This window comes from Actinomadura barringtoniae, assembly GCF_017573505.1.
GTDB lineage: Bacteria > Actinomycetota > Actinomycetes > Streptosporangiales > Streptosporangiaceae > Spirillospora > Spirillospora barringtoniae.
In genome coordinates, this window is sequence record NZ_JAGEOJ010000002.1 from 42,393 (window position 1) to 68,288 (window position 25,896).

Annotated in this window: 22 protein-coding genes; 5 read left to right on the forward strand and 17 right to left on the reverse strand. The window is 72.5% G+C overall.

The window, feature by feature from the left end:
- The first annotated feature begins 40 nt into the window (after positions 1-40).
- Together J4573_RS04105 and J4573_RS04110 are read left to right on the forward strand one after the other, a co-directional pair.
- The gene (locus J4573_RS04105; protein ID WP_208253882.1) at positions 41-436 is read left to right on the forward strand and encodes a winged helix-turn-helix transcriptional regulator; all 396 of its coding nucleotides are present in this window, start codon (positions 41-43) and stop codon (positions 434-436) included.
- A gap of 119 nt (positions 437-555) precedes the next feature.
- Entirely contained in the window at positions 556-1,269 is a 714-nt protein-coding gene (locus tag J4573_RS04110) for a metal-dependent hydrolase (RefSeq protein WP_279575360.1), read from the forward strand.
- Here J4573_RS04110 and J4573_RS04115 read toward each other — a convergent pair.
- From J4573_RS04115 to J4573_RS04130, 4 genes are read right to left on the reverse strand one after another with little or no spacing between them, the layout of a single operon-like run.
- The gene (locus J4573_RS04115; protein ID WP_208253884.1) at positions 1,266-1,814 is read right to left on the reverse strand and encodes a hypothetical protein; all 549 of its coding nucleotides are present in this window, start codon (positions 1,812-1,814) and stop codon (positions 1,266-1,268) included. The two genes, J4573_RS04110 and J4573_RS04115, sit on opposite strands and share 4 nt — an antisense overlap.
- Positions 1,811-2,362 carry a GerMN domain-containing protein gene (locus J4573_RS04120; protein ID WP_208253885.1) on the reverse strand — a complete coding sequence of 184 codons (552 nt, stop codon included), beginning with the start codon at positions 2,360-2,362 and terminating at the stop codon, positions 1,811-1,813. The genes J4573_RS04115 and J4573_RS04120 overlap by 4 nt, the downstream gene beginning before the upstream one ends.
- Positions 2,359-3,825, reverse strand: a complete 1,467-nt coding sequence (locus J4573_RS04125) for a sensor histidine kinase (protein WP_208253886.1) — start codon at positions 3,823-3,825, stop codon at positions 2,359-2,361. The genes J4573_RS04120 and J4573_RS04125 overlap by 4 nt, the downstream gene beginning before the upstream one ends.
- On the reverse strand, positions 3,822-4,496 hold the full coding sequence (locus tag J4573_RS04130; protein WP_208253887.1) for a response regulator: 675 nt from the start codon (positions 4,494-4,496) through the stop codon (positions 3,822-3,824). Before J4573_RS04130 ends, J4573_RS04125 begins: the two co-directional genes overlap by 4 nt.
- Positions 4,497-4,634: 138 nt before the next feature.
- Between J4573_RS04130 and J4573_RS04135 the strand changes: the two genes are divergently transcribed.
- Positions 4,635-6,311, forward strand: a complete 1,677-nt coding sequence (locus J4573_RS04135) for a hypothetical protein (RefSeq protein ID WP_208253888.1) — start codon at positions 4,635-4,637, stop codon at positions 6,309-6,311.
- A gap of 18 nt (positions 6,312-6,329) precedes the next feature.
- Complete coding sequence (locus tag J4573_RS04140) at positions 6,330-6,830, forward strand: mycothiol transferase (protein WP_208253889.1); 501 nt, start codon at positions 6,330-6,332, stop codon at positions 6,828-6,830.
- Between the two features lie 12 nt (positions 6,831-6,842).
- On the opposite strand, the gene J4573_RS04145 is transcribed toward J4573_RS04140, so the two are convergent.
- The 5 genes from J4573_RS04145 to J4573_RS04165 all read right to left on the reverse strand — a co-directional run bounded on the left by J4573_RS04145 (position 6,843) and on the right by J4573_RS04165 (position 14,333).
- Positions 6,843-7,685, reverse strand: a complete 843-nt coding sequence (locus J4573_RS04145; protein ID WP_208253890.1) for a calcium-binding protein — start codon at positions 7,683-7,685, stop codon at positions 6,843-6,845.
- A gap of 73 nt (positions 7,686-7,758) precedes the next feature.
- Positions 7,759-8,583, reverse strand: a complete 825-nt coding sequence (locus J4573_RS04150; protein ID WP_208253891.1) for an alpha/beta fold hydrolase — start codon at positions 8,581-8,583, stop codon at positions 7,759-7,761.
- Between the two features lie 4 nt (positions 8,584-8,587).
- Positions 8,588-9,994 (reverse strand): FAD-binding oxidoreductase, encoded by a 1,407-nt coding sequence (locus J4573_RS04155; RefSeq protein ID WP_208253892.1) that lies wholly within the window; start codon positions 9,992-9,994, stop codon positions 8,588-8,590.
- Positions 9,991-13,131, reverse strand: a complete 3,141-nt coding sequence (locus tag J4573_RS04160) for an ATP-binding protein (protein WP_208253893.1) — start codon at positions 13,129-13,131, stop codon at positions 9,991-9,993. The genes J4573_RS04155 and J4573_RS04160 overlap by 4 nt, the downstream gene beginning before the upstream one ends.
- Positions 13,132-13,238: 107 nt before the next feature.
- The gene (locus J4573_RS04165) at positions 13,239-14,333 is read right to left on the reverse strand and encodes a baeRF3 domain-containing protein (protein ID WP_208253894.1); all 1,095 of its coding nucleotides are present in this window, start codon (positions 14,331-14,333) and stop codon (positions 13,239-13,241) included.
- A 183-nt stretch (positions 14,334-14,516) separates the two neighbouring features.
- Here J4573_RS04165 and J4573_RS04170 point away from each other — a divergent pair, with 183 nt between their 5' ends.
- Complete coding sequence (locus tag J4573_RS04170; protein ID WP_208253895.1) at positions 14,517-15,590, forward strand: S1C family serine protease; 1,074 nt, start codon at positions 14,517-14,519, stop codon at positions 15,588-15,590.
- A gap of 36 nt (positions 15,591-15,626) precedes the next feature.
- Here J4573_RS04170 and J4573_RS04175 read toward each other — a convergent pair whose 3' ends face one another.
- The 8 genes from J4573_RS04175 to J4573_RS04210 all read right to left on the reverse strand — a co-directional run bounded on the left by J4573_RS04175 (position 15,627) and on the right by J4573_RS04210 (position 25,859).
- Complete coding sequence (locus tag J4573_RS04175) at positions 15,627-17,222, reverse strand: FAD-binding oxidoreductase (protein WP_243772469.1); 1,596 nt, start codon at positions 17,220-17,222, stop codon at positions 15,627-15,629.
- A gap of 5 nt (positions 17,223-17,227) precedes the next feature.
- Positions 17,228-18,163, reverse strand: a complete 936-nt coding sequence (locus J4573_RS04180) for an LLM class F420-dependent oxidoreductase (protein ID WP_208253896.1) — start codon at positions 18,161-18,163, stop codon at positions 17,228-17,230.
- 83 nt (positions 18,164-18,246) lie between these two features.
- Positions 18,247-18,906 (reverse strand): response regulator, encoded by a 660-nt coding sequence (locus J4573_RS04185; RefSeq protein WP_208253897.1) that lies wholly within the window; start codon positions 18,904-18,906, stop codon positions 18,247-18,249.
- Positions 18,903-20,132 (reverse strand): sensor histidine kinase, encoded by a 1,230-nt coding sequence (locus J4573_RS04190; protein WP_307796485.1) that lies wholly within the window; start codon positions 20,130-20,132, stop codon positions 18,903-18,905. Before J4573_RS04190 ends, J4573_RS04185 begins: the two co-directional genes overlap by 4 nt.
- Before the next feature lie 95 nt (positions 20,133-20,227).
- The gene (locus J4573_RS04195) at positions 20,228-22,243 is read right to left on the reverse strand and encodes a bifunctional copper resistance protein CopD/cytochrome c oxidase assembly protein (protein ID WP_307796486.1); all 2,016 of its coding nucleotides are present in this window, start codon (positions 22,241-22,243) and stop codon (positions 20,228-20,230) included.
- 12 nt (positions 22,244-22,255) lie between these two features.
- Entirely contained in the window at positions 22,256-22,855 is a 600-nt protein-coding gene (locus J4573_RS04200) for a copper resistance CopC family protein (protein ID WP_208253898.1), read from the reverse strand.
- A gap of 79 nt (positions 22,856-22,934) precedes the next feature.
- Entirely contained in the window at positions 22,935-24,545 is a 1,611-nt protein-coding gene (locus tag J4573_RS04205) for an AMP-binding protein (protein ID WP_208253899.1), read from the reverse strand.
- A 42-nt stretch (positions 24,546-24,587) separates the two neighbouring features.
- Complete coding sequence (locus J4573_RS04210; RefSeq protein WP_208253900.1) at positions 24,588-25,859, reverse strand: DUF5685 family protein; 1,272 nt, start codon at positions 25,857-25,859, stop codon at positions 24,588-24,590.
- Positions 25,860-25,896: the final 37 nt, after the last annotated feature.

Below are 25,896 nucleotides of genomic sequence, written 5' to 3' on the forward strand. Positions count from 1 at the left end.
TACTGGTTACCTCAACGGCATTTGGTATCATTTGGAAACTATGCTGGACGGCGACGCTTTCGACCCGAACTGCCCGACCCGGCTGATCCTTGATCGCATCGGCGACAAGTGGTCGGTCCTGGTCGTGCTCTCCCTGCGCGACGGACCCCGGCGCTTCACCGAGTTGCGCGACAAGATCGGCGGCGTCACTCCCAAGGTCCTTACCCACACGCTCCGGGTCATGGAACGCGACGGCCTGCTGACCCGCCAGGTCTTCCCCGAGATCCCGCCCCACGTGGAGTACGAGCTCACTCCCCTGGGCCAGTCCCTCCAGGGGCCGATCCAGGCGGTCACCGACTGGGCCGAGGCCAACGTGAACGAAGTGATCGCCGCCCGCGAGGCCCACGAGGCCCGCGCGGCCGACAAGGGGCGCGCTCTCAACGCCACGGGAACCTGACGCCCCCGCCGCGACTCCAATCAGGTGATACCGGCGCGCCTGCGCCGGTACCGATCGTGATCAGGCTAAATTTCGGCCGTGTCGCAGAAACAGGTGAATACGCGGGTGCTCGCCGCATGATGGGTCATACGCACGCACTCAGTGGTGCGCTGGTCTGGATGGCCGCGGTTCCGGTCATCGCGCAAGAGCGGCTCCTCGGGGAGCACGCGGTCCACCTGTCACCGCAGCAGATCATGGCCGGAGCCGTGGTCTGCGCGGGTTCGGCGCTGCTGCCGGACATGGACCACCACAACGGGCGCATCGCCAACACGATGGGGCCGATCAGCCAGCACTTCTGCAAGTGGGTCGGCAAGATCTCGGGCGGGCACCGGCATGCCACGCACTCGATCCTGTTCGCGCTCGGCATCGGCTACGCGTTCGACTGGCTGGCCACGCACTACGTGTACGGCTGGTGGGTGGCGCTGTTCGTCATCGTGGGCTTCGGCCTGCGCGGCGTCGGCCTGGACTTCGAGGGCAAGGAACCGCAGTCCGCGCTCGCCGACTGCGCCCTGGCGCTGATCGCCGTCTGGCTGATGCACGGCCTGGACATGAGCTTCGTCGGCTTCGCGGTGACGCTGGGCTGCCTGGCGCACGTGGCCGGAGACTGCCTGACACCGAGAGGGTGTCCGGTCTTCTGGCCGATCCAGTGGCGCGTGGAGGTCCCGGTGATCCCTCGTACCGACGGCAACGTCGAACGCTTCGTGGTCGCGCCCCTGCTCACCATCGGCGTCGCCGTCCTGGCCGTACGGTCCGCCCTGGGCGACGAGGCCGTGAAGTGGCTCAACAAGGGTTAGCGCAGGTCGTCGAACTGGTCGCAGGTCAGGTCGCTGCTCATGGTCACCTTCACGATCTCCTCGTGCTTCCCCGGCGACACCCGCTGAACCTGGGGGCTGAGCACCACCTTCCTGATCCCTGGAATCGCCGCCGCGGTGCAGGCGAGCTGCGCGTGCGCGCGCCTGGTCCAGGCGGTGGTCTCCCTGAGCTGGACCACGAGCCGATCGGCCCCGTTGTCGGGTGCCTCGACATTGGTGAGGGTGTAAGCCTCCCTGATCTCGTCCGGCACTTCGGTGTGCAGCCCTTGACGCCGTTCGCCCTCGGTGGGCTGGACGGCGAGTTGGTCCACCGCGATATAGGGGTGCCCCGGCAGGCCCGCGCGCAGCACCGGGACAAGGTGCCCCTTGTCGTTCAGCAGGTACACCGTGATCCTCGCGACCGCGCTGGGAGAGGCGCTCGGCGGAGCGCCCGCGTCGACGATCCCCGTCTCCCGGACTCCGCAGCCGGTGAGGGTGAGGACCAAGGCCACCATGGCCGTGAGCGAGCGCAGGGGCCGGCGTCTCATCGCAGATCCTTGAACTCGTCGCAGGTCAGCTTCCGTGTGCCGTCCACGATCGCCACGACGCGCGTCGTGAGGCGCCCGGGCGGCCGGTACCTGTACCAGGGGCTCAGTATCACGCCGGCGATGCCCGGAACACCGGCCGCCGTGCACGCCAACTGCGCCAAGGCCGCCCTGGTCCAGGCCCCCCGTCCGTTCACCATGACGACCAGATCGACGCCCGCCGTCCGGCCGTCGCGGACGTCCTGGGCGAGGTGGGCCGATTCGACGGCGTCGGGCACCTCGGTTCGCAGCCCCGATCGGCGTTCGGACCCCACCGGCCGCACCGCCAGCTGGTTCAGCGCGATGTAGGGGCGGCCGGGGAGCCCGGGACGCGTCACCGAGACCAGACGGCCCTGGGCGTTCAGCAGGTACACCGTGATCCTCGCGACCGGGTTGGCGGCGTCCGGCGCGCCCCCGGCGCCGGCGATCCCGGTCGCCCGCACTCCGCACCCGGCGACGGCCGCGGTCACGGCCAGCGCCACCACGGCGGCGAACACCGGGCGGGGGGTCATGCCCCTTCTCCCTCGGCCGCGTCCTCGCCGATGGGCAGCCACAGGCTGAACACCGCCCCGCCGTCCTCGCCGTTGTCGCCCCGCAGGACGCCGCCGTGCAGCGCGGCGTTCTCCCAGGCGATCGACAGGCCGAGCCCGCTGCCCTCGCTCCGCGACCTGGCCGCCTCGACCTTCACGAACCGGTCGAAGATGGACGAGAGCACCTCGCCCGGAATGCCTGGCCCGCGGTCGGCCACGGTGACCTGGAAACCTTGCCTTCCGTGGCGTTCGGCGGGGCCGAAGTCCAGCGTGACCGGCGGCCGGCCGTGCTTGAGCGCGTTCCCTGCGAGGTTGGCCACGATCACGTCGAAGCGGCGCGGGTCGACCCGCGCGACCAGGTCCGCGGGCCCGGTCACCGCCAGCTCTCCCGTCCAGCCGCGCGCCGCCAGCGTCGCCGCGACCGCGTCGGCGATCACTACGTTGTCCGGCACCAGCGTCGCGGCGCCGGAGTCGAAGCGGCTGATCTCGATGAGATGCTCGACCAGCTGCCCGAGGCGCCGGGTCTCCTCCACGATCAGCCCGGTGGCGACCGGCGCGTCCACCGCCCGCGCGTCGTCCTCCGCCAGCAGCTCCGCGACCGCGATCATCGAGGTGAGCGGGGTGCGCAGCTCGTGCGACACGTCGGCCACGAACCGCCGTGAGGACGCCTCCATCGCGCGCAGTTCGGTGACGGTCTCCTGGAGTGTCCCGGCCATGTCGTTGAAGCTGCGGGCCAGGTCGGCGAGCTCGTCGCGCCCCTTGACCTCGACCCGGGACTGCAGCCGCCCCTCGCCGAGGTCGCGGGTCGCCGACGCCAGCCGCCGGACGGGGCGCAGCACCCCCCGGGTGGCCAGCAGGGCCAGCACCAGGGCCGCCACCACGGCGGCGCTGTCGGCCACCGTCACGGCCCAGCCGAACGAACGCAGGTCGGCGGCCTCCTTCTCCAGGCTCACCGAGACGATGACCATCGGCGGTGTCTGGCGCTCCGGCTCGTTGATCGTCGTCTGGTAGGCGGTCGGCCGCGCCGCCACGAGCAGATACGGCCGCCCGTGGCTGACGACCCGCTGGTAGACCATCGTGTCGGCGCTGCCCTGCGCCTTGGCCAGGAAGGCCGCGGCCGGTCGTACGTGCAGCCGGGACAACCCCGGCAGGGCGGGCGGGATCGGGCCGTACAGCGGCAGCGGCAGCGCGAACGCCTTGACGCGGCCGTCGGGAGAGGTGAGCGCCTGTTCCAGCTCACCGGCCAGCAGCGAGCCGGTGTCAGGCGGCAGTTCCGCCGGCACCATCCGGGAGACCGTCTGCCGCACTTGAGTGATCATCGCGTCCTGGGTGCGCTGCAGCATCGCGCGCCGCACCAGCACGTACGCGATGCCGGACGCCAGCGCGGAGGACAGCAGCGCCACGGCGGTGAACGCGGCGATCAGGCGGATGCGCAGCGGGATCACGGCGCGGTGAAGCGGTAACCGAAGCCGCGGACGGTCTGGATGAGGCGCGGCTCGGCGGGCTCGTCCTCGATCTTGGCGCGGACCCGCTGGACGCAGGCGTCCACCAGGCGCGAGTCGCCGGGATAGGTGTGCTCCCAGACCGAGGCGAGGAGGTTCTGCCTGGTCAGCGCCTGCCCGGGGCGGCGGGTCAGCTCCAGCAGCAGCCGCAGCTCGGTCGGGGTGAGCCGCACGTCGGTGCCGGCTTTGGTGACCTTGAGCGAGGTGCGGTCGATGACCAGGTCGCCGTAGGAGGAACGGTCGGTGTGGCTGCTCTCGGCGCGGCGCAGCACCGCGCGGACCCGGGCGTCCAGCACGCGCGGCTCGACCGGCTTCACCACGTAGTCGTCGGCGCCCGCCTCCAGGCCGAGCACCACGTCCAGGTCGTCGCCGCGCGCGGTGAGCAGGATCACCGGGAGCGTGTCGTCGCGGCGGATCCGGCGGCACACCTCGATCCCGTCGATGCCGGGCAGCATCACGTCCAGGACCGCGATCTCGGGGCGCCGCGAGCGCACCCGGTCCAGGCCCTCCTCCCCCGTCGCCACCGCCGTCACGCCGTGGCCCAGCCGGGTGAGGGCCAGCTCCAGCGCGACGCGGGCCGAGGGGTCGTCTTCGACGAAGAGGATGCTCGCCACCCGGCCATTATGCGGGAGCTGGTGATCTTCGCCCCGTTTGTCACGAGATCGGGACATCGTCACGAGACGCGGACATGGTCACGAGACCTGGACGGCAGCCGGACATGACGGCGACAGGGCGTCACGACGGTGGGGCTCATGTCGCTCGTGATCGCCGCCCCTTCCCCCGAAGCGCCGCCCGTTCCCGCATTGCCCACCCCGCGCCGCACTATGGCCTGGCTGCTCGCCCTGGGCTGCGTGGCGCAGGTCCTGATCCGGCTCTGGTTCGCGCAGGCGCGGACCGGCCCGGCCGCTAACCCGGACGAGACCGGCTACCTGCTCGCCGCCCGCTGGCTGGCCGGAGGGCCCGGCGGTGACCTCTCGCGCAACACCTTCTACCAGGGCGGGTACTCGCTGCTCCTCGCCCCGGCGTCCTGGGTGAGCGACGACCCGAACACCGTCTACACGCTGGTGATGGTCATCAACGCGGTGGTGGGGGCGGCGGCCTTCCCGCTCGGGGTGATGCTGCTGCGGCGGCTGGGCGTCTCCGGGCGGGCGGGAGCGGCGCTGGCCTGGGCGGCGGCGCTGCTGCCGGCCGCGACCTTCTTCGGCGGGTACGCGCTGGCCGACGCGATCCTGCCGGTCGTGGTGCTCGGATGGCTGCTCGCCCTGGACCGCTTCATTCGGGACGGCGGGCCGTACGCGGCGGCGGGGTCGAGCCTGATCGCCTGCTACGCGGACGCGGTGCACTCGCGCGGGCAAGTGCTGCTGTGCGTGCACGTGCTGGCGTTGCTGGCCTTGGTGGTGTCCCGGCGGCGCACGGATGTGGTGGGTCTGGGCACGGTGGTCGCGGGCTTCCTGGCGGTCTCGGCGCTGAACGGCGCGATGCGTTCGGCGCTGTACCCGGAGGGAACGCGGGATCTGACGGCGATCCTGCTGGCTCGGCTGACCACGTTCGACGGCCAGCTGTGGGCGCTCTCGGGAGCGGCAGGCCAGATCTGGTACCTGATCGTCTCCACCTGGGGCCTCGCCGGGGTAGGTCTGGTCGCGACGGCGGTGATGGCGGTGCGGCGATCGCCGATGGCCGCCGTGCTGCTGGTGAGCACCGCGGGGATGGCGTACGCGTCGTCGGCGGCCCTGCCCGACGAGCACCGGGTGGGCAACTTCGCCTACGGCCGCTACCTGTCGTGCGTGGCACTGGTCTACGCCCTCATCGGAATCGCCGCCCTCATGCGTTCGACCAACCGGCAGCGGGCGGTGCTGGCCGCATCCGGCGTGGGCGTTCTGGCGGTCTCCGGGCTGTGGGTGACGGCGTACGCGGGCGACCGGCTCAGCACCTACAACTACATCGGCTTCGACTTTCCGGAGACCTCGTTCCTCACCGGCGATCGTTCGGAACTCCACCTCACGCAGGCGTCGCTGGTGGCGGCGGGCCTACTGATCGCCTTCGCCGGGCTGCGGTGGCTGGGCCCGCTCGCGGTCGCCGCCGGGGTGCTCGCCCTCAGCCTGGCCGCGACCGTCTTCCTGAACGGATCTCACCCGCGGCGGGTGATGCCGGTCGCGCCGATCTCCGGCCACGGGGGCGTCGCCGTCGCCCACTCGGTGAACTGGATGGACTACACCAAGATCCTCCATCCGGTCGCCTGGACGCGGATTAGCTGGATCAACCCGACGACCGAGAGGCCCGCGCCGGGGATCTGCACCGTGGTGGTGAACCGCCCCGCCGGAACGAGTCCGGAGGCCTCCTGGCCAGGGCATCCGGCCGGCTGGCGCCCGCTTCCCGCCACCTGGCCCGCCGCCTCCTGGACGGCCTGGCGAGATTCAGCCTGCGCCTAGCCGGGTAGCGTCCGACCAATGACCAGCGCACAACTTCTCACCGACGCGTTCGAACGCATCCGAGGCGTGGTCCACGGGGCCGTGAAGGGCCTGTCCGCCGAGGATCTCGCCTACCGGGTCGACGGAACGTCCAACTCGATCGCCTGGCTGGTGTGGCATCTCACCCGCATCCAGGACGACCACATCGCCGACGCCGCGGGCCTGGACCAGGTCTGGATCGCGGGTGGCTGGGCCGAGCGGTTCGCACTGCCGCTCGACCCGCACGACACCGGGTACGGCCACGACGACGAGCAGGTGGCCTCGGTACGAGTCGAGTCCGCCGACCTCCTGACGGGCTACCACGACGCGGTGTTCGAGCAGACCGTTCGGTATGTCGGCGGACTGACCGAGGAGGACCTGCCCCGCGTCGTGGACCGGCGCTGGGACCCGCCCGTCACGCTCGCCGTGCGGCTCGTCAGCGTGGTGTCCGACGACCTCCAGCACGCGGGCCAGGCGTCCTTCGTCCGGGGCCTCCTCTAGCCGGGGACCCGGCTACGGGCGGATGACCTCGGTCGTCTCACACGCCACGAAGGTGTCCGGCTTCTCGTTGTCGCCGAAGAGGCGGATGTCGGACACGCAGTGGTCGGTGCCGGCGCCGCCGTTGATCGTGCCGCCGCCGGGCGCGGTGAGCTGGTCGTCGCCGCCCATGCCCTGGATCTGGTCGTCGCCGTTGGAGCCGCCGCTGATGACGTTCGGGCCCGCGTTCCCGATCAGCACGTCGTTCGCGGTGGTGCCTTCCAGGTTCTCGACGTCGGAGGCGATGGTGTCGCGCGCACCGGCCGGTCCGTCGTCGCTGCCGCCGTCGTCGCCGGTCGCGCCGTCCAGGTCGGCGGTGACGCCGACGCTGGTCGCCGCCCCGCCGTAGGACACCGTGTCGGACCCCGCGCCGCCCTGCATCACGTCGGCGCCGGACTCGCCGACGAGGGTGTCGTCGCCCGAGCCGCCGACCAGCTTGTCGTTGCCGGTGCCGCCCGCGAGGCGAGACGGCAGGGACGTCGCGTTGGTGATCGTGTCGTTGCCGTCCAGGCCGCGCACCGCGATCGAGAAGGACGTCGAGCACTGCGCCTGGTGCGGGGTCACCATCGTGCACCCCGGGCCGGCGGTGAACGTCGCGGTGGGGTCGGTGACCGTCATGCCGGACGCGTTGGTGGCGATGGTGATCTGGTCGTCCACGCCGACCGGGGCGTCGTACTTGAGCACGCCCGCCGTACGGACTACGCCGGGTTGGCAGTCGCCGTAACAGGGCTTGGCCATCGCGGGCGCCGCCGCGATGAACGTGGGCACGAACGCCAGTGCCGCCGCGCCTCCGAAGACGCGCATCACACGAGTGGACATCTCCCTCTCCTCACACGATCGATGCGGGGGAGTTGCATTTCACGTCACACCACGACGGCGGGAGGCGGCCGGTTCAGCGCGCGATCCACTCCAGTACGGAAGCCGCGTTGCGGAGGACCGAAATATGGCCGTCGCCCGGAGCGACGCGGAGCTCGGCCGACCGGCAGCGCTCGGCGAGCCAGCGGCCGTGCGCGACGGGCGCGATCCGGTCGGCGTCGCCGTGCAGGATCAGGACCGGCGCGGTCACCTGAGCGGGGTCGAATCCCCACGGGGCGACGTAGGCGAGGTCGTCGGCGATCAGCCCGCCCGGACCGGCCTCGATGGCGGGCCCGACGACCGAGTCGAACCAGGACCACTCCCCCTTCAGCGCGGCGTGGTCCTCGGGCGTGAACATCTCCGGGTCGAACTCGGCGGCGGCCTCGTGCCGTTCCTTGGCCTCGCGTCCCTGTGCGGCGGCGCGCAGGGACGCCTCGCCGGCGGGCGCCATGCCCGCGAACCAGTCGAGGCCGTCGGCGTCGTAGGGGGCCAGGCCCGACATGCTGAGCACGGCCGACACGCGGCCGGGCATCAATGCGCCGCACGCGAGCGCGTGCGGGCCCCCGCCCGAATGGCCCATGACCGCGAACCGTTCGATGCCCAGCGCGTCGGCGACCGCGGCGGTGCAGGCGGCCGCGGACGCCACGTCCCGGCCCGGGCAGGGGGTCGAGCTCCCGTACCCGGGCCGGTCGAAGGAGACCCAGCGGACGCCGAGCCGGTCCGCCGCGGGGAACAGCGGCGCGGGCGGCGCGCCGAGGTTCGGCGTGCCGTGGTGCCAGAGGACGACCGTCCGCCCCTCGCCCCCGGAGTCGTAGACGTGCAGCGTGCGCCCGTCGGCGAGGACGAGGTCGGTTTCGATCATCCGCTCACCGTAGCGGCGGAATGTTCTGGTTGATGTGGAAGGTGTTGTCGGGGTCGTAGTGGCCCTTGACCCTGGTGAGCCGGTCGTAGTTGTGCCGGTAGGACGCCTTGACGCGCTCCTGGCCCTCCTCCATGAGGAAGTTCACGTACGCGCCGCCGGCCGACATCGGGTGCAGCGCGTCCCAGTAGGCGCGCGCCCAGTCGGAGATGAGGCCGGCGTTGGCCGGGTCGGGGTCGACGCCGACGATGATGCCCGCCCAGCCGCCGTCCCGGTAGGCGAACGCGGTGCCGTCCGCGGGCACGCGGGCGGCGGCGCCGTCGATCGGGTAGAGGTGCATCGTGGAGTGCCCGGTCGGCAGCTGCTCGCCGAACTTCAGGTGCACGTCGATCGAGGCGTCGGAGATCTCGTTGAAGAAGTCCGCCCGCCAGTACCACTGGAGCCCCGCCGGGTAGAGGCCGTCGAACGCGCTCTGCAGCATCGTGAACGGCATCTCGTGCAGCCCCATGAGCAGCGGCGAGCCGAACGTCTTGACCGGCTCCAGGATGCGGTCGGCCTGGTCGTGCGCCCCGGTGTAGCACCACACGATGACACTGGCCTTGCGTCCCCACAGCTCCTCGGGGAACGGCGGCGCGGGCGGCACGGTGATCAGCCCGAACCAGCCGCTCAGCTCCTCGGGCAGCGTCGGCAGCAGCTCGCGGTACCAGCGCAGCACGTCGGGGGTGTCGGCCAGGTCATAGATGACCGGGCCGCCGATGATGACGCCGTTCTCCCCGATGTCGTGGCAGCGGAAGGTGAACGAGGTGACCGCGCCGAAGTTGCCGCCGCCGCCCCGCAGCGCCCAGAACAGGTCGCCGTGGGAGGTCTCGCTCGCGGTGACGAACGAGCCGTCGGCGAGCACCACGTCGGCGGACAGCAGGTTGTCGACGGTGAGGCCGAAGCGGCGCGACAGGTAGCCGATGCCGCCGCCCAGCGTCAGCCCGGCCACGCCGGTCGAGGACAGGAAGCCCGACGGGGTGGCCATGCCGAACCCGACGGTCGCGTGGTCGACGTCGCCCCACGTACAGCCGGCGTCGACGCGGACGGTCCGGGCGACCGGGTCGACGGTGGTGCCGCGCATCTCCGACATGTCGATGACCAGCGCGCCGTCGGCGACCCCGAGGCCGGCGGCGTTGTGGCCGCCGCCGCGTACCGCCAGGTCGATGCCGTGCTCGCGGCCGAACCGCACGCAGGCGATGACGTCGACGGTGTCGCGGCAGCGCGCGATCGCGGCGGGACGCTTGTCGATCATGGCGTTGTAGACCGCGCGGGCGTGGTCGTAGGCGAGGTCTTCGGGCAGGATCAGGTCGCCGCGCAGGGCGGCGGCCAGCGAGTCGTACGGCGCCACGGTCACGCCGTCCGAGGTGGTGCTCATGGGTCCCCCTCCAAGTGCGTCGCCGGGAAATCCCGGGCTTGACGCACGCTAGGAACCGCAGCGTTCGCGGAGCGTTCGCGCATGGAACGACCGCGTTCGGCGAGGTCGCGTTCGCAGCGCCGCAGCAGCGCGAGGCTGCCGTGCGCCGAGGCCAGCTGCGCGGCCGAACGCAGCCGCGAGACGGCGGAGCCTTCGTCGCCGAGGGCCGCGCGCATCCTCAAGGCCTCGGGCAGCCACCACAGGTCCTCGCGCGCCTGGCCGCCCGCCAGCGCGGCGTCAAGGGTCGCCAGCGCGACGTCCGGCAGGCCGTGCCGGGCAGACAGGTCTGCCAGCAACGACAGCCAGTACGGCATCCGCACCAGCGACCCCTGCTCCCTGAGGTTGCCGATGCCCTGCCGGGCAAGGCGAAGTCCGTCCTCACCCGAACGGCACCAGCCGTCCAGGATCACCCCCCACTCGCGGTAGTAGGCGAAGTCGTGCCGTTCGCACAGCTCTCGCAGCTCACCGGCCGTCTCGCGCAGCTCGGGCATCGCGCCGCACATCTGGTACGTGATGGCGCCATAGGCCAGCGCCACGGCCAGGCTGTAGGGATGCCGCAGGGCCCGGGCGTTCCCGATGGCCTCCCGGCAGGCGGCCAGCGCCTCGTGGTCGTGCCCGAGAAGCCAGTGGGCGTGGGCCGCCCACGCCACGCCCTGCACTTCGGGCCGGACCCCGACGCTCAGCGCGAACGCCCCGCCCGTGACGCGGTCGAAGTGCCGCAGCGCCTCCGCGGGCCGCCCCAGGCAGAACGCCGACCCGCCGACGGCGAAGTGGGCCGTGCCGCTCATCTCCGTCCCCGGATCGACCAGCGCGAGGGCGCGTACGGCCGTGCGGTAGGCCTCGGGCACGCGCCCCTGGACGATCCGCGAGGTCCACAGCGCGACCAGGCCGGTGCTCAGCGACTCCTTGCGGTCCAGCGACTCGGCCAGCTCGACCGAACGCTCCAGAGTCCGCTGCAGCTCGGGCGAGGCGAACCCATGGCGGGCGTTCAGCGGCGCCGCCATGGCCTCCAGCAGGGCGAGCTCCTCCAGGTCGCGGCCGCTGCCGGGCGGGCGTTCGCGGACGAGGGCGAGGGCCAGCCGGTTGAGCCGTACGGCCTCGGCGTGGGCGAACAGGCCCGCCGCGACGTCGGCCGCGCGCCGGTAGTAGGCCACCGCGCGGTCGGGACGTCCGCCGCGCAGGTACTGCTCGGCGAGCTGGGCCGAGACGGTGCCGGTGTCGTCGGCGTGCATCAGCTCCAGGGCCTGCGCGACGCGGCGGTGCAGCAGCCATCGCTTGGGCGGGCTGACCTGCGCGTACGCCGCGTCCCGCAGCAGGTCGTGGGAGAAGTCGTAGCCGTCACCCAGCTCGTGCACGATCCGGCGGCGCCACAGCTCGTCGACGGCCTCCACGACGGCCCCGGCCTGCAGGTCGCTCGCCTCGGTCAGCAGGTCCAGGGAGAAGTCGGTGCCGACGGCCGCCGCGAGACCGGCGACGTCGCGGGCGGGCGCGGTCGCCGCCTGCAGCCGTACGCGCAGCACCGAGGCCAGGTCGCCGCCGGGACCCGGCCGGGCGCCGCCGCGCACCGCCTCGATGACGTACAGCGGGAACCCGCCGGTCGCCGCCTGGAGCAGGTCCGCGTCGTCCGCGCTGAGCGGGCGCCCGCGGATCGCCTCGGCCAGCTCGGCCGCGTCGCCGGCCTCCAGCGGGCTGAGGCGCAGCTCGGTGAGCAGCCCGGCGGCCCGCATCCGCGCGGTCCAGCCGGCCAGGTCGGCGTCCTCATCGCCGTCGTCGTCGCGGAGGGTTCCGGCGACCATGAGGCGGGCGCCGGGGTCCAGCCGCAGGCAGAACGTGACGAACGCCAGCGTCTCCAGGTCGCACCACTGCAGGTTGTCCAGGACCAGCAGCACCGGCCGCCCGACCCCGATCAGCGCCCGCGCCAGCCCCTCGAAGAACCGGTGCCGCTGCCAGGGGTCCTCCATCGCGTCGTCCGGCCCGCTCTCGGCCGCGTGCACCGACGGCGCCGACCGGGCCGACCGGGCCGACGGCACCAAGCGGTCGACCTCGGCGCGCCAGGCCGCGTCCAGCCGCGGAACGCCCGCCTGAACGGCCGGGTCGCGCATCCAGTCGGCCACCGGGGCGAGCGCGAGCCGTCCCGAGGCCCCGAAGCACTGGCTGACCGCGACCACCGCGCCGTCCCGCCGCGCCGTCTCGGCCAGCTCGTTCACCAGCCGGGTCTTGCCGACGCCGGCGCCGCCCCACACCAGCGCGAAGCCCGGCCGTCCGTCGGCGGCGGCCCTCCAGACGTCCTCCAGCGCGCCCAGCTCCGCCAGCCTGCCGACGAGCCGGTGCGCGGCGAACCCCGACCGCCGGGCCGCGGGCCCCTCGGCGCGGGCCATCAGGCGCTGGAACAGCCGCCGCGTCGCAGGGTCCGGGAGAACCCCGAGCTCGCGTTCCAGGACCGAGGCGCAGTGGTGGTAGGTGGTGACGGCGCCCGCGCGGTCGCCCAGGTCGGCAAGGACCTGCATCAGCGTGCGGTAGCCGACCTCCTCCAGCGGCTGGAGGCGGACCCGGCGGCGCGCGGAGGCCACGGCTCCGGTCAGATCGCCGGTACGCGCCCGCGCGGCGGTGGCCAGGTCGCACATCTCCACGCACTGGCGCTGGAGCTCGGCCCTGGCCTCCAGCAGCCAGTCGTCGTAGAGGCCGGGCAGCAGCTCGCCCTTGTAGAGGTCGATCGCGGCCGTGGCGTGGATCAGGGCCTGCTCGCCGTCGCCGGTCGCCATCGCGTCCAGCGCGGCGCCGCGTTCGACGTCGAAGGCACGCGCGTCCACGTGGCACGTCGGGCTGTCACGCCAGCACAGGTCCCTGGAGGTGACCACCAGGGACGGCTCCTGGCCGAGGATCTGGCGCAGGTGGTGAAGCTCCCGGCGCAGGTTGGTCAGCGCCTGCGCGTCGCTGGAGTCCGGCCAGAACAGCCCGGCGATCCGCCGCCGCGCCTGGGGCGAGCCCTCATGGACGGCCAGCAGCCCAAGGAGGGCGACCGTACGCGGCGACCCCGTCTGGACGCCGGTCCCGTCGTCGCTGATCGTCTGCTCGCCCAGGAGCGACACATGCAGCATGTCGACATGGCCTCCTGCCCCACCTCAGGTTAGACCGGGCGGGGCCGAAGGCCGTGCCGAACGTCAGGCCGTGCCGAACGTCCTTGCCGCAACCGCGCCACAACCGCTTAGAAGCGGGTGACGAGCGCGATCCGGTCGTGGTCGACCAGGAAGCCGTCGGACACGAACGTGACCTCGCCGCCGTACTCCAGCGCGGTCTCGATGATGTTGTCGACCACGTCGTCCACCACGTCGGCGCCCTTCAGCGCGCCGAGCGGCCCCTCGACCGGGACCAGTTCGCCGTCGGTCTTGACCGCCGGGGCGTAGTAGCCGCGCTCGACCACCAGGTGCTCGCCGCGGCCCTCCTCGACCAGGGTCATGACCTCGGTGACGCCGGAGGCGTAGCGCTGGATGCTGCGGGCCGCCTCCAGCTCGGTGAGCACGGCGACCTCGCGGAAGTCCTCGTAGGCGTGCAGGACCGGCCGGGCCAGCTCGGCGAGCTGGGGCCCGGTGGCGCCCTCGTAGCTGCCGTCGACGCGGCCCGCGACGGTGACGCCGTTCCCGGCGACCTCGTCGAAGATGGCCTGGTGGCGGGTGACGCCCGCGACGATCACGGGCCGCCGGTCGCGCTTCAGCACGGTGGTGAGGGCGTCCACGACCTCGCGCATCAGCTGCCGGTGCTGCTCGTCGCCGTGGCGGGCGCCACGCGCCGAGGACCGGGGCGTGCGCTCGTCCTCGTGGGCGGCGGGCTCGATCGGGAAGCCGCCGCGCGAGATCTCGGTCAGCTCCTCGCCGTGGCCGTCCCACAGGCGCGTGGACAGGTCGGAGATCGACAGCAGCCAGTAGCGGGACGTGCGGGTGTAGGCGGCGACCAGGTCGCGGGTGGCGAACGTGGTGTCGACGATCACCCGTTCGTCGATGTGCTGGTCCACCATGAAGGCGTGGTGTTCGCCGTCGGGCGCCGCGAACAGGACCAGTCCGTCCTCGGCGTGCCGGAGGTCGACCTCCTGCGCGGCCCGTTCGAGGCCGCGCACGACCTCGTCCACGGCGGCGGGCGCGACCCGGGTGTCCTCGCGCAGCCGCTTGCGCACCTCGGCGAGCAGGTTCCGCAGCCGGATGGGGTCCTGCTTGTTCTCCGGGGCGCGGCGGAAGGTCGGCATCAGCACCGAGACCGCCGGGAAGGTGCGCGGCTTGCGCAGTTCGGACAGAGTGACGGCGTCCATGATCCCCCGATCAGTTGGCTTGTCCCTGCAGTCCCATTCATAACGAATCGCAGGTAAACGAGGCGTAAGACGTGATTGAGATCGCGGCCTGTTAAAGCCAGAACCAAGATCGTGAACCTCCCGCGCGGCGGGGGATGTGGAGCGCGTCACAGGGGGAGAACCTCCTCGCGGAGGTGAGCTTCGGTGAAGCTGATTCACGGTTCGGTGTACGGTGCGGCGGCCGCCACGGCCGGGATCCTGCTCCTGGCGGGGTGCAGCGGCGGGGGCGACGACAAGGACGCGACCAAGGCGGCGGCGACGGTGAGCCCGACCGTCGACTCCGGCGGGGCCGCCGCCCAGACCGAACAACAGTTCGAGAAGGTGGTCAACAGCGTGCTGCCCTCGGTGGTCCAGATCCAGACCGACCAGGGCGAGGGCTCGGGCGTGGTCTACGACGACCAGGGCGACATCGTCACCAACGCCCACGTCGTCGCGGGCGCCAAGAAGATCGAGGTGACCGCGGCCAGCGGCGGCACGCCGCTCCAGGCGACGCTGGTGGGCGCCTTCAACGCCGACGACATCGCGGTGGTGAAGGTCTCGGGCGGCAACCTGCGGCCCGCCGCGTTCGGCGACTCCAGCCAGCTGAAGGTCGGCCAGATGGTGCTGGCCATGGGCAACCCGCTCGGCCTGACCGGCAGCGTGTCCGACGGCATCGTCTCGGCGCTCGGCCGCACGGTCTCCACCAAGCAGGAGGGCGACTTCCCCGGCTCGACGGTCGCCAACGCCGTCCAGACCAGCGCCGCGATCAACCCGGGCAACAGCGGCGGCGCCCTGGTCAACCTGAACGCCCAGGTCATCGGCATCCCGACCGCCGCGGCCTCCGACCCGCAGATGGGCGGGGCGGCCGTCGGCATCGGGTTCGCCACGCCGAGCAACACGGTGAAGTCGATCGCGCCGCAGCTGATCCAGACGGGCAAGGTCTCCAACTCCGGCCGCGCCGCCCTGGGCGTCAGCGTCCGCACGGTCGTGGACCCGAACAGCGGGCAGCAGACCGCGGTCGGCGTCGTCGAGGTCACCAAGGGCGGCCCGGCCGACAAGGCCGGGATCAAGCCCGACGACCTGATCCTGTCGGTGAACGGCACCCCGACGCCGAACCAGACCGCGCTGTCGGAGACGCTCGCCAAGCAGAAGCCGGGCGACGTCGCCAAGGTGCAGATCCAGTCGCCGGACGGCTCGAAGAAGACCGTCGACGTGACGCTGGGTCAGCTGCCGGGCTGATCGGGACGCGGTTCGGCGGTTCGGCGGTTCGGCGGTTCAGACGAGGACGCCGGGGTTGAGGATCCCGGCCGGGTCGACCGCCGCCTTGGCTCCGCGCAGGGCGGCGGCGAACGGCTCGGGCCGCTGCCGTTCGTACCAGGGACGGTGGTCGCGGCCGACGGCGTGGTGGTGGGTGATGGTGCCGCCCGCCGCCAGGATCGCCTCCGACGCCGCCCGCTTGATGGCGTCCCACTGCTCGATCTCGGCGCCGCGCCGGGCCGGGGCGAGAACGGTGAAGTACGGGGCGGCTCCGTCGGGGTAGGCGAACGCCAGCCGGCAGGTGACGATCCCGCCGCCGTGCAGCGCGTCCCGTGCGGCCCCGATCACGGCGGTGTGGAACGCGGCGAACCGGTCCCAGGTCACCGCGGTCTCGAATGTCTCCGCCACAAGGCCGATCGACGGGTAGGCGTTGCGCAGGTAGGGCATGCGCAGGAACGCGTTCCGCCAGGCCCCGCCCTGTCCCCCGGTGCCGTGCTCGCCGCCTCCGCCGCCGTTCTGGATCTCCTCCCAGGCGCCGCCGCACAGCCGCGCGAGCTCCAGCGCCCGGTCCAGCAGAGCGTCCACGGGGTGATCGGCGGACTCGAAGGCCAGCATGAGCAGCGCGTACGTGCCGTCGCCGCCGGAGGTCAGCCACGCCTCGGTCGGGTCGAGCAGCCGGCAGTTGGAGGGGTGGAGCCCCGACTGCGCGATCGCCAGCACCGCCTCGGCGCCGCGCTCGAACGAGGGGAACGTGACGGTCGTGGAGACGCGGAAGTCCGGGCGCGGCCTGACCCGCATCCACGCCTCGGTGATGACGCCGAGCGCGCCCTCCGAGCCCAGCAGCATCCGGTCCGGTGACACCCCGGCACCCGAGGCGGGCAGCCGCCGCGACTCCCAGACGCCGCGCGGGGTGACGGCGCGGATCGACTCGACGTGGTCGTCGATGTGCGTTCCCAGGGTCGCGAAATGCCCGCCCGCGCGGGTGGCCAGCCAGCCGCCGAGCGTCGACAGCTCGTAGGACTGCGGGTAGTGCCGCAGCGTGAGGCCCTCTTCGGCCAGCCGCCGGTCGATCGCGGGCCCGAGCATGCCCGCCTGGATCCGGGCGGCGCGCGAGAGCGGATCGATCTCCAGGATCTGGTCCAGCCCGGTCAGGTCGAGGCTGACGACCGGCCCGAGGTCGCGCGGCTCCACTCCCCCGACCACGCTCGTGCCGCCGCCGTACGGGACGACCGCCACGCCCGCGTTCTCCGCCCACTCCAGGACGTGCATGACCTCGCGTTCGTCGCGCGGCCTGGCGACGACGTCGGGCGGCGAGTCGAACCGGCCGCGGAAGGCGCGCACCAGGTCGCGGTAGGCCTGACCGTAGGTGTGGGTGATCCGCGCGTACGGCTCGGTCGTGCAGCACTCCAGCGGCGGCGGCTCCACCCGCGGCGCGGGCAGTTCCACCGCGTCCAGCGGCACGGGCTCCTCGATCTCGCCGTCGAGCCGGAACCCGGTGACCGCCGTCATCAGCTCGGCGGTCGCGGCGAGCTCGTCCGCCGCCGGTTCTTCGTCGGCGTACCCCCAGGCCCAGTGGCTCCGCCGCCGCACCCCGTCCATGCCCACCGTCCCCATCGTCCCTAGCGCAGCCGTTCGATCACGGGCCCGAACACGTCCAGGAACGGCCCGTGCACGGTGAAGTAGCTGAACCCGAAGCGTTCGCGCGCCGCACGGATCTGCTCGGCGATCTCGGCCTCGGTCCCGATCAGCAGGAACGGCGTCTCCAGGATCTCCTCGACGCCGAGGTTCGGCATCATCGCCGCCATTTCCTCCGCCGCCGCGCGCCGGTCCCTGGTGACCACGACCCGCTGGACGAGGACGTTCCATTCCAGCTCGTCCGCGCGTTCACCGGCATGCTCGCGCACGAACGCGACCCGCTCCGCCGCCTGCTCGGCGGTGCCCAGCAACAGCGTGCCGGGCGGCTTGCCCTTGGCCTGGTAGGTCCCCGCGATGCCCACGATGCCGGCGTGCGCGGCCGCGAGCCGCAGCACGGTGTCGCCCGTGCCGCCGATCAGCAGCGGCGGCCCCGACCCGTTGAACCCGATCCGCTGCTCCGGCGCCAACGGAGCGAGCCCGTAGTGGTCGCTCACCGGCTTGCTCTGCTCGTAGCCGTCCGCGGCGAAGAGCCGCCCGAGCTCCTCGATGGTCGCGGCCAGCCGGTCCACCCTTTCGCCGAACGGCTGCCACGGGATCCCGGCCTCGTCGAACTCCCACTTCATGTGCCCGGCGCCGAGCCCGAGCTCCACCCGACCGCCGGTCAGCCGGTCGGCGGAGGCGACCTCGCGGGCCAGCAGATGCGCGTTCCAGAACCCGGCGTTCAGCACCAGCGTGCCGACCCGCAGCCGCTCGGTCGCGTCCGCCGCCGCGACCATCGTCGAGAACGGCGCCGGAACGCCCAGGTGATCGGGAACCAGCGCCACGTCGAACCCGAACCGCTCGGCGCGGCGGCACCGCTCGGCGAAGTCCTCACGGGATCGGAGATCGAAGAAGTTGAACCCGAAGCGGAAGTCCCTCATGCCGATCATCTTCTCCCGCGCGCCCCCGAACCTGAACCCCGTTGCGCGCCGGGCGAAACCGCCGGCCGAAACCGCCCGGTCGGCTAGCCGGGGGTGATGAAGCCGGTCTCGTAGGCGAGGATGACGGCCTGGGTCCGGTCGCGGGCCTGGAGCTTGCCGAGCACGTTGCCGACGTGGGTCTTCACGGTCTGCGGGCTGACGAACAGCTCCTGGGCGATCTCGGCGTTCGAGCGGCCCTTGGCCATCAGGCGCAGCACGTCGGCCTCCCGCTCGGTGAGCTGGCCGTGCCAGCGGGCGCCCGTTCCGCCGCCCGTGCCGCCGGTCCCGTGCTCGGCGGCCAGCGCGCGGATCGCGGCCGGGAACAGCAGCGTGTCCCCGTGGGCGACCATGCGGATGGCCTGGAGGATCTCCTCTGGCCGCGTCCGCTTGAGCAGGAACCCGCTCGCGCCCGCCTTCAGCGCGTCGTAGACGTACTCGTCGTTCTCGAACGTGGTCACCACGATGATCCGCGGCGGCTCGGCCATCGTCTCGATGATCCGGCGGGTGGCCTGGATGCCGTCCAGCTTCGGCATCCGCACGTCCATGAGGATCACGTCCGGCCGCAGCCGGTTGACCTCGGCCGGCACGTCGGCGCCGTCGGCCGCCTCCCCGACCACCGCCAGGTCCGGCTCGGCGTTGATGATCGCCGCCAGCCCGGCCCGGATCAGCCGCTCGTCGTCGACGAGGAGAACGTTGATGCTCATGAGCCGGACCTTAGCGGGAGCGAGACGTCCATACGCCACTGGCCGTCGTCGGGGCCCGCGGTCATGGCGCCCTTGAGGACGGTGACGCGCTCGCGGATCCCGCCGAGGCCGCGGCCGCCGCTGTGGTGCCCGGCGGAGGCTCCGCCGAGGGGGTTGCTCACGTTGATCTCCAGCCGGTTGTCGCGGATGCGCACGCGCAGGCGGACCGGGACCTTGCCGGCGTGCCGCAGGGCGTTGGTGAGGGCCTCCTGGATGATGCGGTAGGCCTCGCGGGAGACCGACGCGGGGACGTGGTCGATGCCCGCGTCCGCCTCGGCGTCGAGCTTCACGCCCGCGATGCGGGTCTGCTCCAGCAGGCGGTCCAGGTCGGCGAGAGTGGGTTGGGGCGCCGTACGGGAGGCGTCCTCGCGCAGCAGGCCGAGCACGTGGTCGAGGTCCTCCAGGGCCGAACGGGCCGACTCCTCGATCGCGCCGAGGGCCTCGCGGGCGAACTCGGGATCGCTGTCCAGCACGCGGCCCGCGGCCCCGGCCTGCAGCGTCACCACGCTGAGGGCGTGGCCGACCGAGTCGTGCAGCTCGCGGGCCAGGCGGTTGCGCTCGGCGAGGCGTACGGCCTTGCTCTCCAGCTCGGCGAGCCTCTCGTCGGCGGACGGGCCGAGGAAGCGGGGCGCCAGGCGGCTGAGGCCCTCACCGGCCAGGATGATCAGCCCGACGAGGACGATGAGCATCAAGAGGCCCGCGGGCGGGCCGAGCCATGAGGCCCAGCTCTCCTTCCATCCGCGCAGCGGCGAGTGCTCGTTGGTGAAGCCCCTCCAGTTCACGATCGGGAGGAGCATCAGCGCGGCGGCGAACGGCGGGATCGCCAGGCTGAACGCGGCGATCACCACGCCGGCGTGCAGGTGGATGGCGAACCAGGCGCCGGTACGGGTCCTGGACTCCCAGGAGGCCGACGGGAGCGGGTTCAGGTCGCTGCTGGAGCCGCGCAGGAGCTCGCGTGCCGCCGCGCCCTCCAGCGGCCGTACGGTCGGGACGAGGCCGGTCACGAACGCGCCGGCGATCGGCAGGACGATGACGAACAGGCCCGTCAGCAGGCCGTTGGGGAACAGGTTCGGGACCGTGACCATGCCCAGGAACCAGTACGGCATGAGCAGCGCGCCGCCGACGACCAGGTAGGACCACCGCTGCCAGGTGGTCTTGCTGATCAGCAGGCGCAGAATCTTGGGCACATCCCGATAATCCCAGACCGCCCCTGGTCAGGGCTCCCTCGCAGGTCCGGAACCTCTCCCCCGTTCGGGTGAGATCGGCTCGGCCGGCGCCGAGATCAGCTCGGGCGGCTCTTCTCGTCCCGTTCGGCGAGCTTGGCCAGCCGCGCGTTGTAGGCCGACAGCTCGTCCTCCTCCTGCCGAGCTTCGGCGGCGTCGGCCTTGCGGTCCTCGCGCTTGGCCAGGCGCTGGTCGTCCAGGAACCACTGACAGGCCAGCACGATCAGCACGATGAACGTGGGGATCTCGCCGAACGCCCAGGCGATGGCGCCGCCGGTGTGCTGGTCCTTCAGGATCGAGGTCCCCCAGGGCGGCAGCACGGCCCGGTACCAGCCCTCCGCGATCGGCTGGCTCATGTTCATCAGGGCGATGCCGAAGAACGCGTGGAACGGCATCGTGACGAACAGCAGCAGGATCCGCGCCGGGTACGGGAGCTTCTTCGGCGCCGGGTCGACGCCGATCAGCACCCAGAAGAACAGGCTCCCCGACAGCAGGAAGTGCAGCATCATCGCGATGTGCCCGAGGTGGTTGCGCATCGCGGACTCGAACAGCGGCGTGAAGTACAGCACGAACGTGCTGGCCACGAAGATGATCGTCGCGACCGCCGGGTGGGCGATGACCGCCAGCGTCCGGCTGTGCAGGGTCGCGGTCAGCCACTCGCGCGGCCCGCGGTCGCCGCGGATCTTGGCGGGCTTCAGCGCCCGCAGCGCCAGCGTCACCGGCGCGCCCATCACCAGGAAGATCGGCGACAGCATGGACAGCACCATGTGCTGGACCATGTGGACGCTGAACAGGATCGGCGCGTAGCGGGCGACGCCGGTCTCGGTCACCGCGACGATCGTGAGCAGGCCGAAGAACCAGGCGGCGGTCCGCCCGGCCGACCAGGAGTCGCCGCGCCGCCGCAGCCGGACGACCCCGGCGATGTAGAGGCCGGCGAGCGCGACCACGAGGGCGGCGAAGAAGAGGTCGAACGTCCACAGCGACGCCAGCCGCGCGGGCGTGATCTTGGCGGGCAGGTCGAAGCCGATCAGGCCCTTGATCGGCGATTCCTCGGTGGTGGGCGGCGGCGGGGCGGTCCGGGCCAGCGCGACCGCCAGGCCCATCGTGGCTGCCATCACGGCCACCTCGACCGTCGCCAGCCGGGCGAAGGCCAGCGGCTTGCGCTCGGCGACCGCCGGGAGCGTCCGCTCGCGGTGCATCCAGCCGAACCAGCCCAGGATGCCGAACGCGACGATCTTGCCGAGGGCCAGCCGCCCGTAGTCGGTGTTGACCAGCTCGGCCGGGTCGGGCAGCCGGGAGATCACGTTCACCAGGCCGCTGGCGCCGACGATGATGTAGCACCACAGCGCCATCCGGCTGAACCGGCTCGCCATGATGTCCAGCCGGCCCTTGCCGAGCGAGGCGTGCACGACCAGCATGGCCAGCCCGCCGACCCACGGCGCGACGGCGGCGACGTGCAGGGCGACGCCGGTGACGGCGACGGAGTGGTTGGCGGCCGAGGCCGAGTGCCCGGTGAGCGGCGCGGGCAGCAGCGCGATGCCCGCCATCACCATGAGCCCGAACGCCGCGCCCGGCGTGGTGGTCGTACGGGCGAGCAGCGCGACCACGACCGCGAGCAGGACGACCAGCATCAGCGCGGTGCCCTGCGGCAGCTGCCCGACGTAGCTGCTCAGCTCGCTGCCGGTGATGATGTCGCTGACCGGCTGCCCGAGCACGTCGGCGACCGTGTAGACCAGGGTGGCCGCCGCGGCGGCGGCCCAGGCGGCGGCGCACCAGGAGGCGGCCCGCAGGTAGCCGATCGCGTCGTCGGACAGCCGCAGGGCGTTCTTGCCGCCCTCGATCGGCAGCAGCACGACGGCGGCCAGCAGCGCCCCGACCGTGACCGCGCCGCCGAGGTCCATCAGCATCCGGGAGATCGGCAGTCCCCACCGGGTCACGACCCCGGCGTCACCGAGCCCGGGGATGACCTTCTCGGCGACGGCTCCGCCGAGCACCAGCCCGGCGACCAGCATGGCGACCGAGGCCGCGACGGCCAGTGCCGCCGTGCGCAGTACGGCCAGCGTGCCCTTATTCACCGCAGTTCACCGTCACTTACCGCCGGATGCCGGCCCGTGCTTGCGCTTGGCCCGCCACACGATGCCGAGCCCGATTCCGATCCCGATCAGCAGGCCGACCACGATGATCACCCAGGTCGCGCCGCCGGAGGAAGAGGAGGAGGACTTCTCCGCCGCAGGCGAGGCCTTGACGACGTCGGTCGCGGTCGCCGCGGGCGCCGAAGCGGAAGCCGGTGACGAGGCCGACGCGGCCGGGGACTCGGTCGCGGCCACCACGAACTTCAGGTCGTCGCCCGTGATCCGGTGACCGTCCTCGCCCACCACCGCGTACTTCACCGTGTAGTTCCCGGCGGGGAGGGCGCCGTCGAGCGCCTGGGTCACCTTGGTGCCCGAGTGCTCGGCCTTGCCCTTCTGGAAGTCGTGGTTCTTCTCGTCGACGACCGCCACCTCGGCGAAGCCGATCTTGTCGCTGAACACCAGCTCGACCTTGCCGACCGGGGGCGTCGTCGCGTCCTTGCCCGGGTTGCTGCTGACCAGCCGGGTGTGCGCGAGCGCGGGCGCGGCGAAGACTGCGCCGAGCGCGACGAGCAGGGCGGTGACGACGCCGAGACGCCGGATCGATTGGATCATCATGCGGGGCCGGGATTCTCCAGGGTGTGCGGAACGGGGCCTCCATCACCCTACTGACGCTTTCCCGTGGCCGTGTCGCGGGTCAATAAAGGACGTGGGCGCGCCCGTTCGCGGTGAATTCGGCCTTGAGCGCTTCGGCCGCCGAGGCGTCCAGCCGTTCGTAGGCCAGATCCCGCCCCGGACGCCGCCAGACCTGGTCTTGCGTGTCCCAGCGTTCCCGCCGCAGCGGCTTCTTGTCGACCTTGCCGGTGGCCGTCAGGGGCATCGACGGTACGACGCGGACGAAGCGCGGCGCCCATTTGGTGCCCAGGTCGGGCTGGGCCGCCAGGAACGCCGCCAGCGCGGCCGGGTCGAAGTCCCCGGCGACCTCCAGGGCGGCCATCACCTGATCGCCCGTACGGGGGTCGGGCACCGGGAAGACGGCGCACATCACGACCGGCTCCCAGCGCGCCAGAATGCGTTCCACGGGGGCGGCGGCGAAGTTCTCGCTGTCGACCCGCAGCCAGTCGGTGCCGCGCCCGGCGAAGTAGAAGAAGCCCTTGTCGTCGCGGTAGCCGAGGTCGCCGCTCCAGTACTTGCCGTCGCGGACGCGTTCGGCGTCGGCCTCGGGGTTGTTGTAGTAGCCCTCGAACGCGGCGGCGACGTTCAGGCCGACGATCTCGCCGATGGCCTCGTCGGGGTTGGCCAGGCCGCCGTGCTCGTCGAACCGCACGCGCGGGCACTCGGCGCCGGTCTCGGGGTCCAGAACGGCGATCTCGACGTCGGGCGGGGCGACGCCGAGCGCGTCGGGCGGGGTGTCGGGCGTCTTGCGGAGCGAGATCGCGCCCTCGCTGGAGCCGTACCCCTCGATGATGTGGCAGCCGAAGCGTTCGCCGAACCGGGCCATGTCCTGCGCGGACGCCTCGGTGCCGAAGCAGGCCTGGAGGGTGTTGCGGGCGTCGTCCTCGCCCCTTGGCGTGGCGAGGATGTAGGCCAGCGCCCGTCCCACGTAGTTGAAGTAGGTCACGCCGTACCGGCGCACGTCGGGCAGGAAGCCCGAGGCCGAGAACTTGCGCCGCAGGACGACGGTCGCCCCGGCGTGCACCGCGAAGGAGAAGTTGGCCATGACCGCGTTGCCGTGGAAGAGCGGCATGGCGACGTAGGTGACCGAGTCGCGGCCGATGCCCATCATCGCCGACATGCACGCGATGGAGGCCAGTCGTCCCTGCCCGCAGGCGACCGCCTTGGGCGCGCCCGTCGAGCCGGACGTGAAGAGCAGCAGGAGCCGGTCCTCGGGCCGTACGGGCAAGGGCTCGGCGGGCTCGGGCAGGACGTAGTCGGCGGAGTCGACGCGCAGCACCCGGTCGACGCCCAGATCCAGGCCGTGCAGCAGCGAGGCGTGCGCGGTGTCGGTGACGATCAGCTCGCAGTCGGTGTGCCGGATGTCGGCGGCCAGCTCGGCGCCGCGACGGGTCGGGTTGATCCCCACCACCGTGGCGCCCGCGAGCGCCGCCGCGCCGATCCAGAAGACGTACTCCGGCACGTTCTCCAGCAGCACCCCGACATGGGGCCGGCCCGCGCCGAGCAGCGCGGCCCGGCGCCGGGCCGCCTCGACGACCTCGGCCCAGGTGTAGGTCTCGTCCTCGAACCGCAGGCCCACGTGATCGTCGTCGGCCCGCTCCAGCAACAGCCCCGCGAAGGTCTCGCTCGCCACCCCGCGAGGGTGTCACCCAAGCGATCGCTTGGTCAAGGCCCGTCAGCAGTCACAGCCACAGTCGCAGCAGTCGCAGTTCTCACAGCAGTTGCAGCAGTCACAGCACGAACTGTCGCAGCACGAACCGTCACAGCCGTTGTCACAGGCGCGCGTGCACCAGCACCGGTCGCTGCAGCCCTTGCCCGCGTGCTCGCTCCAGTCGGGCTGGTAGACGCCGCAGCTGGCGCAGACGCAGGCACCCGCGATGCACGGAATCGGGAAACCGGGACGCCCCCGCCTCCCGTTCCCGCCGTGACCACCGAACCCGCCACCGCCACCGTGACCGCCATGGCCTCCATGACCGCCGAAGCCGCCGTCCTTGCCGCTCGACATGACCCACTCGCCGCCACCCTGCGGCGGCGGACCGTACGGCCCCTGCTGCCCCTGCGGGCCATACGGGCCCTGCGGCGGCGGGCCACCCGGGTACGCGGCGAACACGGTGTCCACCGACCGGCGGACCTCGCGGCCCAGCAGCGCCCGGACGAGCCGCCGGTTCTCAAGATCCAGGTCGGCGACGGCCAGCCGCAGCCCGTGCAGCGCGTCGTCGCAGTGCCGGCGGGCCTCGGCGGGCGAGGTCCCGGTCGCCAGCAGCGGGTTGTACGCCCCGGCCTCCCGGTCCTCGGCCAGGTCCTCGACGGCGTCGATGAGGTGCGCCAGCCGCCCGAAGAAGCGGCCCGCCTCGGCGAGCGCCTCGGCGTTCTGCTCCTTGGCCGCCAGGACGGCGGTGTGCGCGAAGACGGCCGCGACGGCTGTCTCGGCCGGCTCGGTCAGCTCCAGCAGGCCGAGCCCGCCGGCAGCCTCCAGCTCGGGCTGGCGCGCCACCGCGTCCCGCAGCACGCGCGGGTCGAAGCCGACCTTGGCGCCCGTACGGGATCCGGCCGAGTCCCAGCGCTCGGCCATCCGCCCGGCCGCGGCGGCCACCAGCCGCCGGCCGTACGGCCCGTCGCCGTCGGAGACGTGGTCGCGGGTCTTACCCGCCGCGAGCAGCAGCGAGGCGGCCGCGGCGAGCTGGGCGCCCTGCGCGCGGGCGTCGACGACCTGCGCCGGCTTCATCCCGCGCAGCGCGCACGGCCCGGCCTTGCGGCGCGGCGACAGCTCCGGGCTCTGGGCCTCGACCAGGACCGAGACCAGCAGCCCGTCGTAGTTGGTCACCAGGCGCGCCGCGTGCCCGTGCTCGGCGCGCAGCGTCAGGCAGAGCCCGCACAGGTGCGCCAGCCAGTCCTCGAACAGCGACCCGCACAGGACATGACGGCATGGCCGTACGACACCGAACACTCAGCCACTCGCCTCTCAGCTTCTCTCGAGGGGGGAC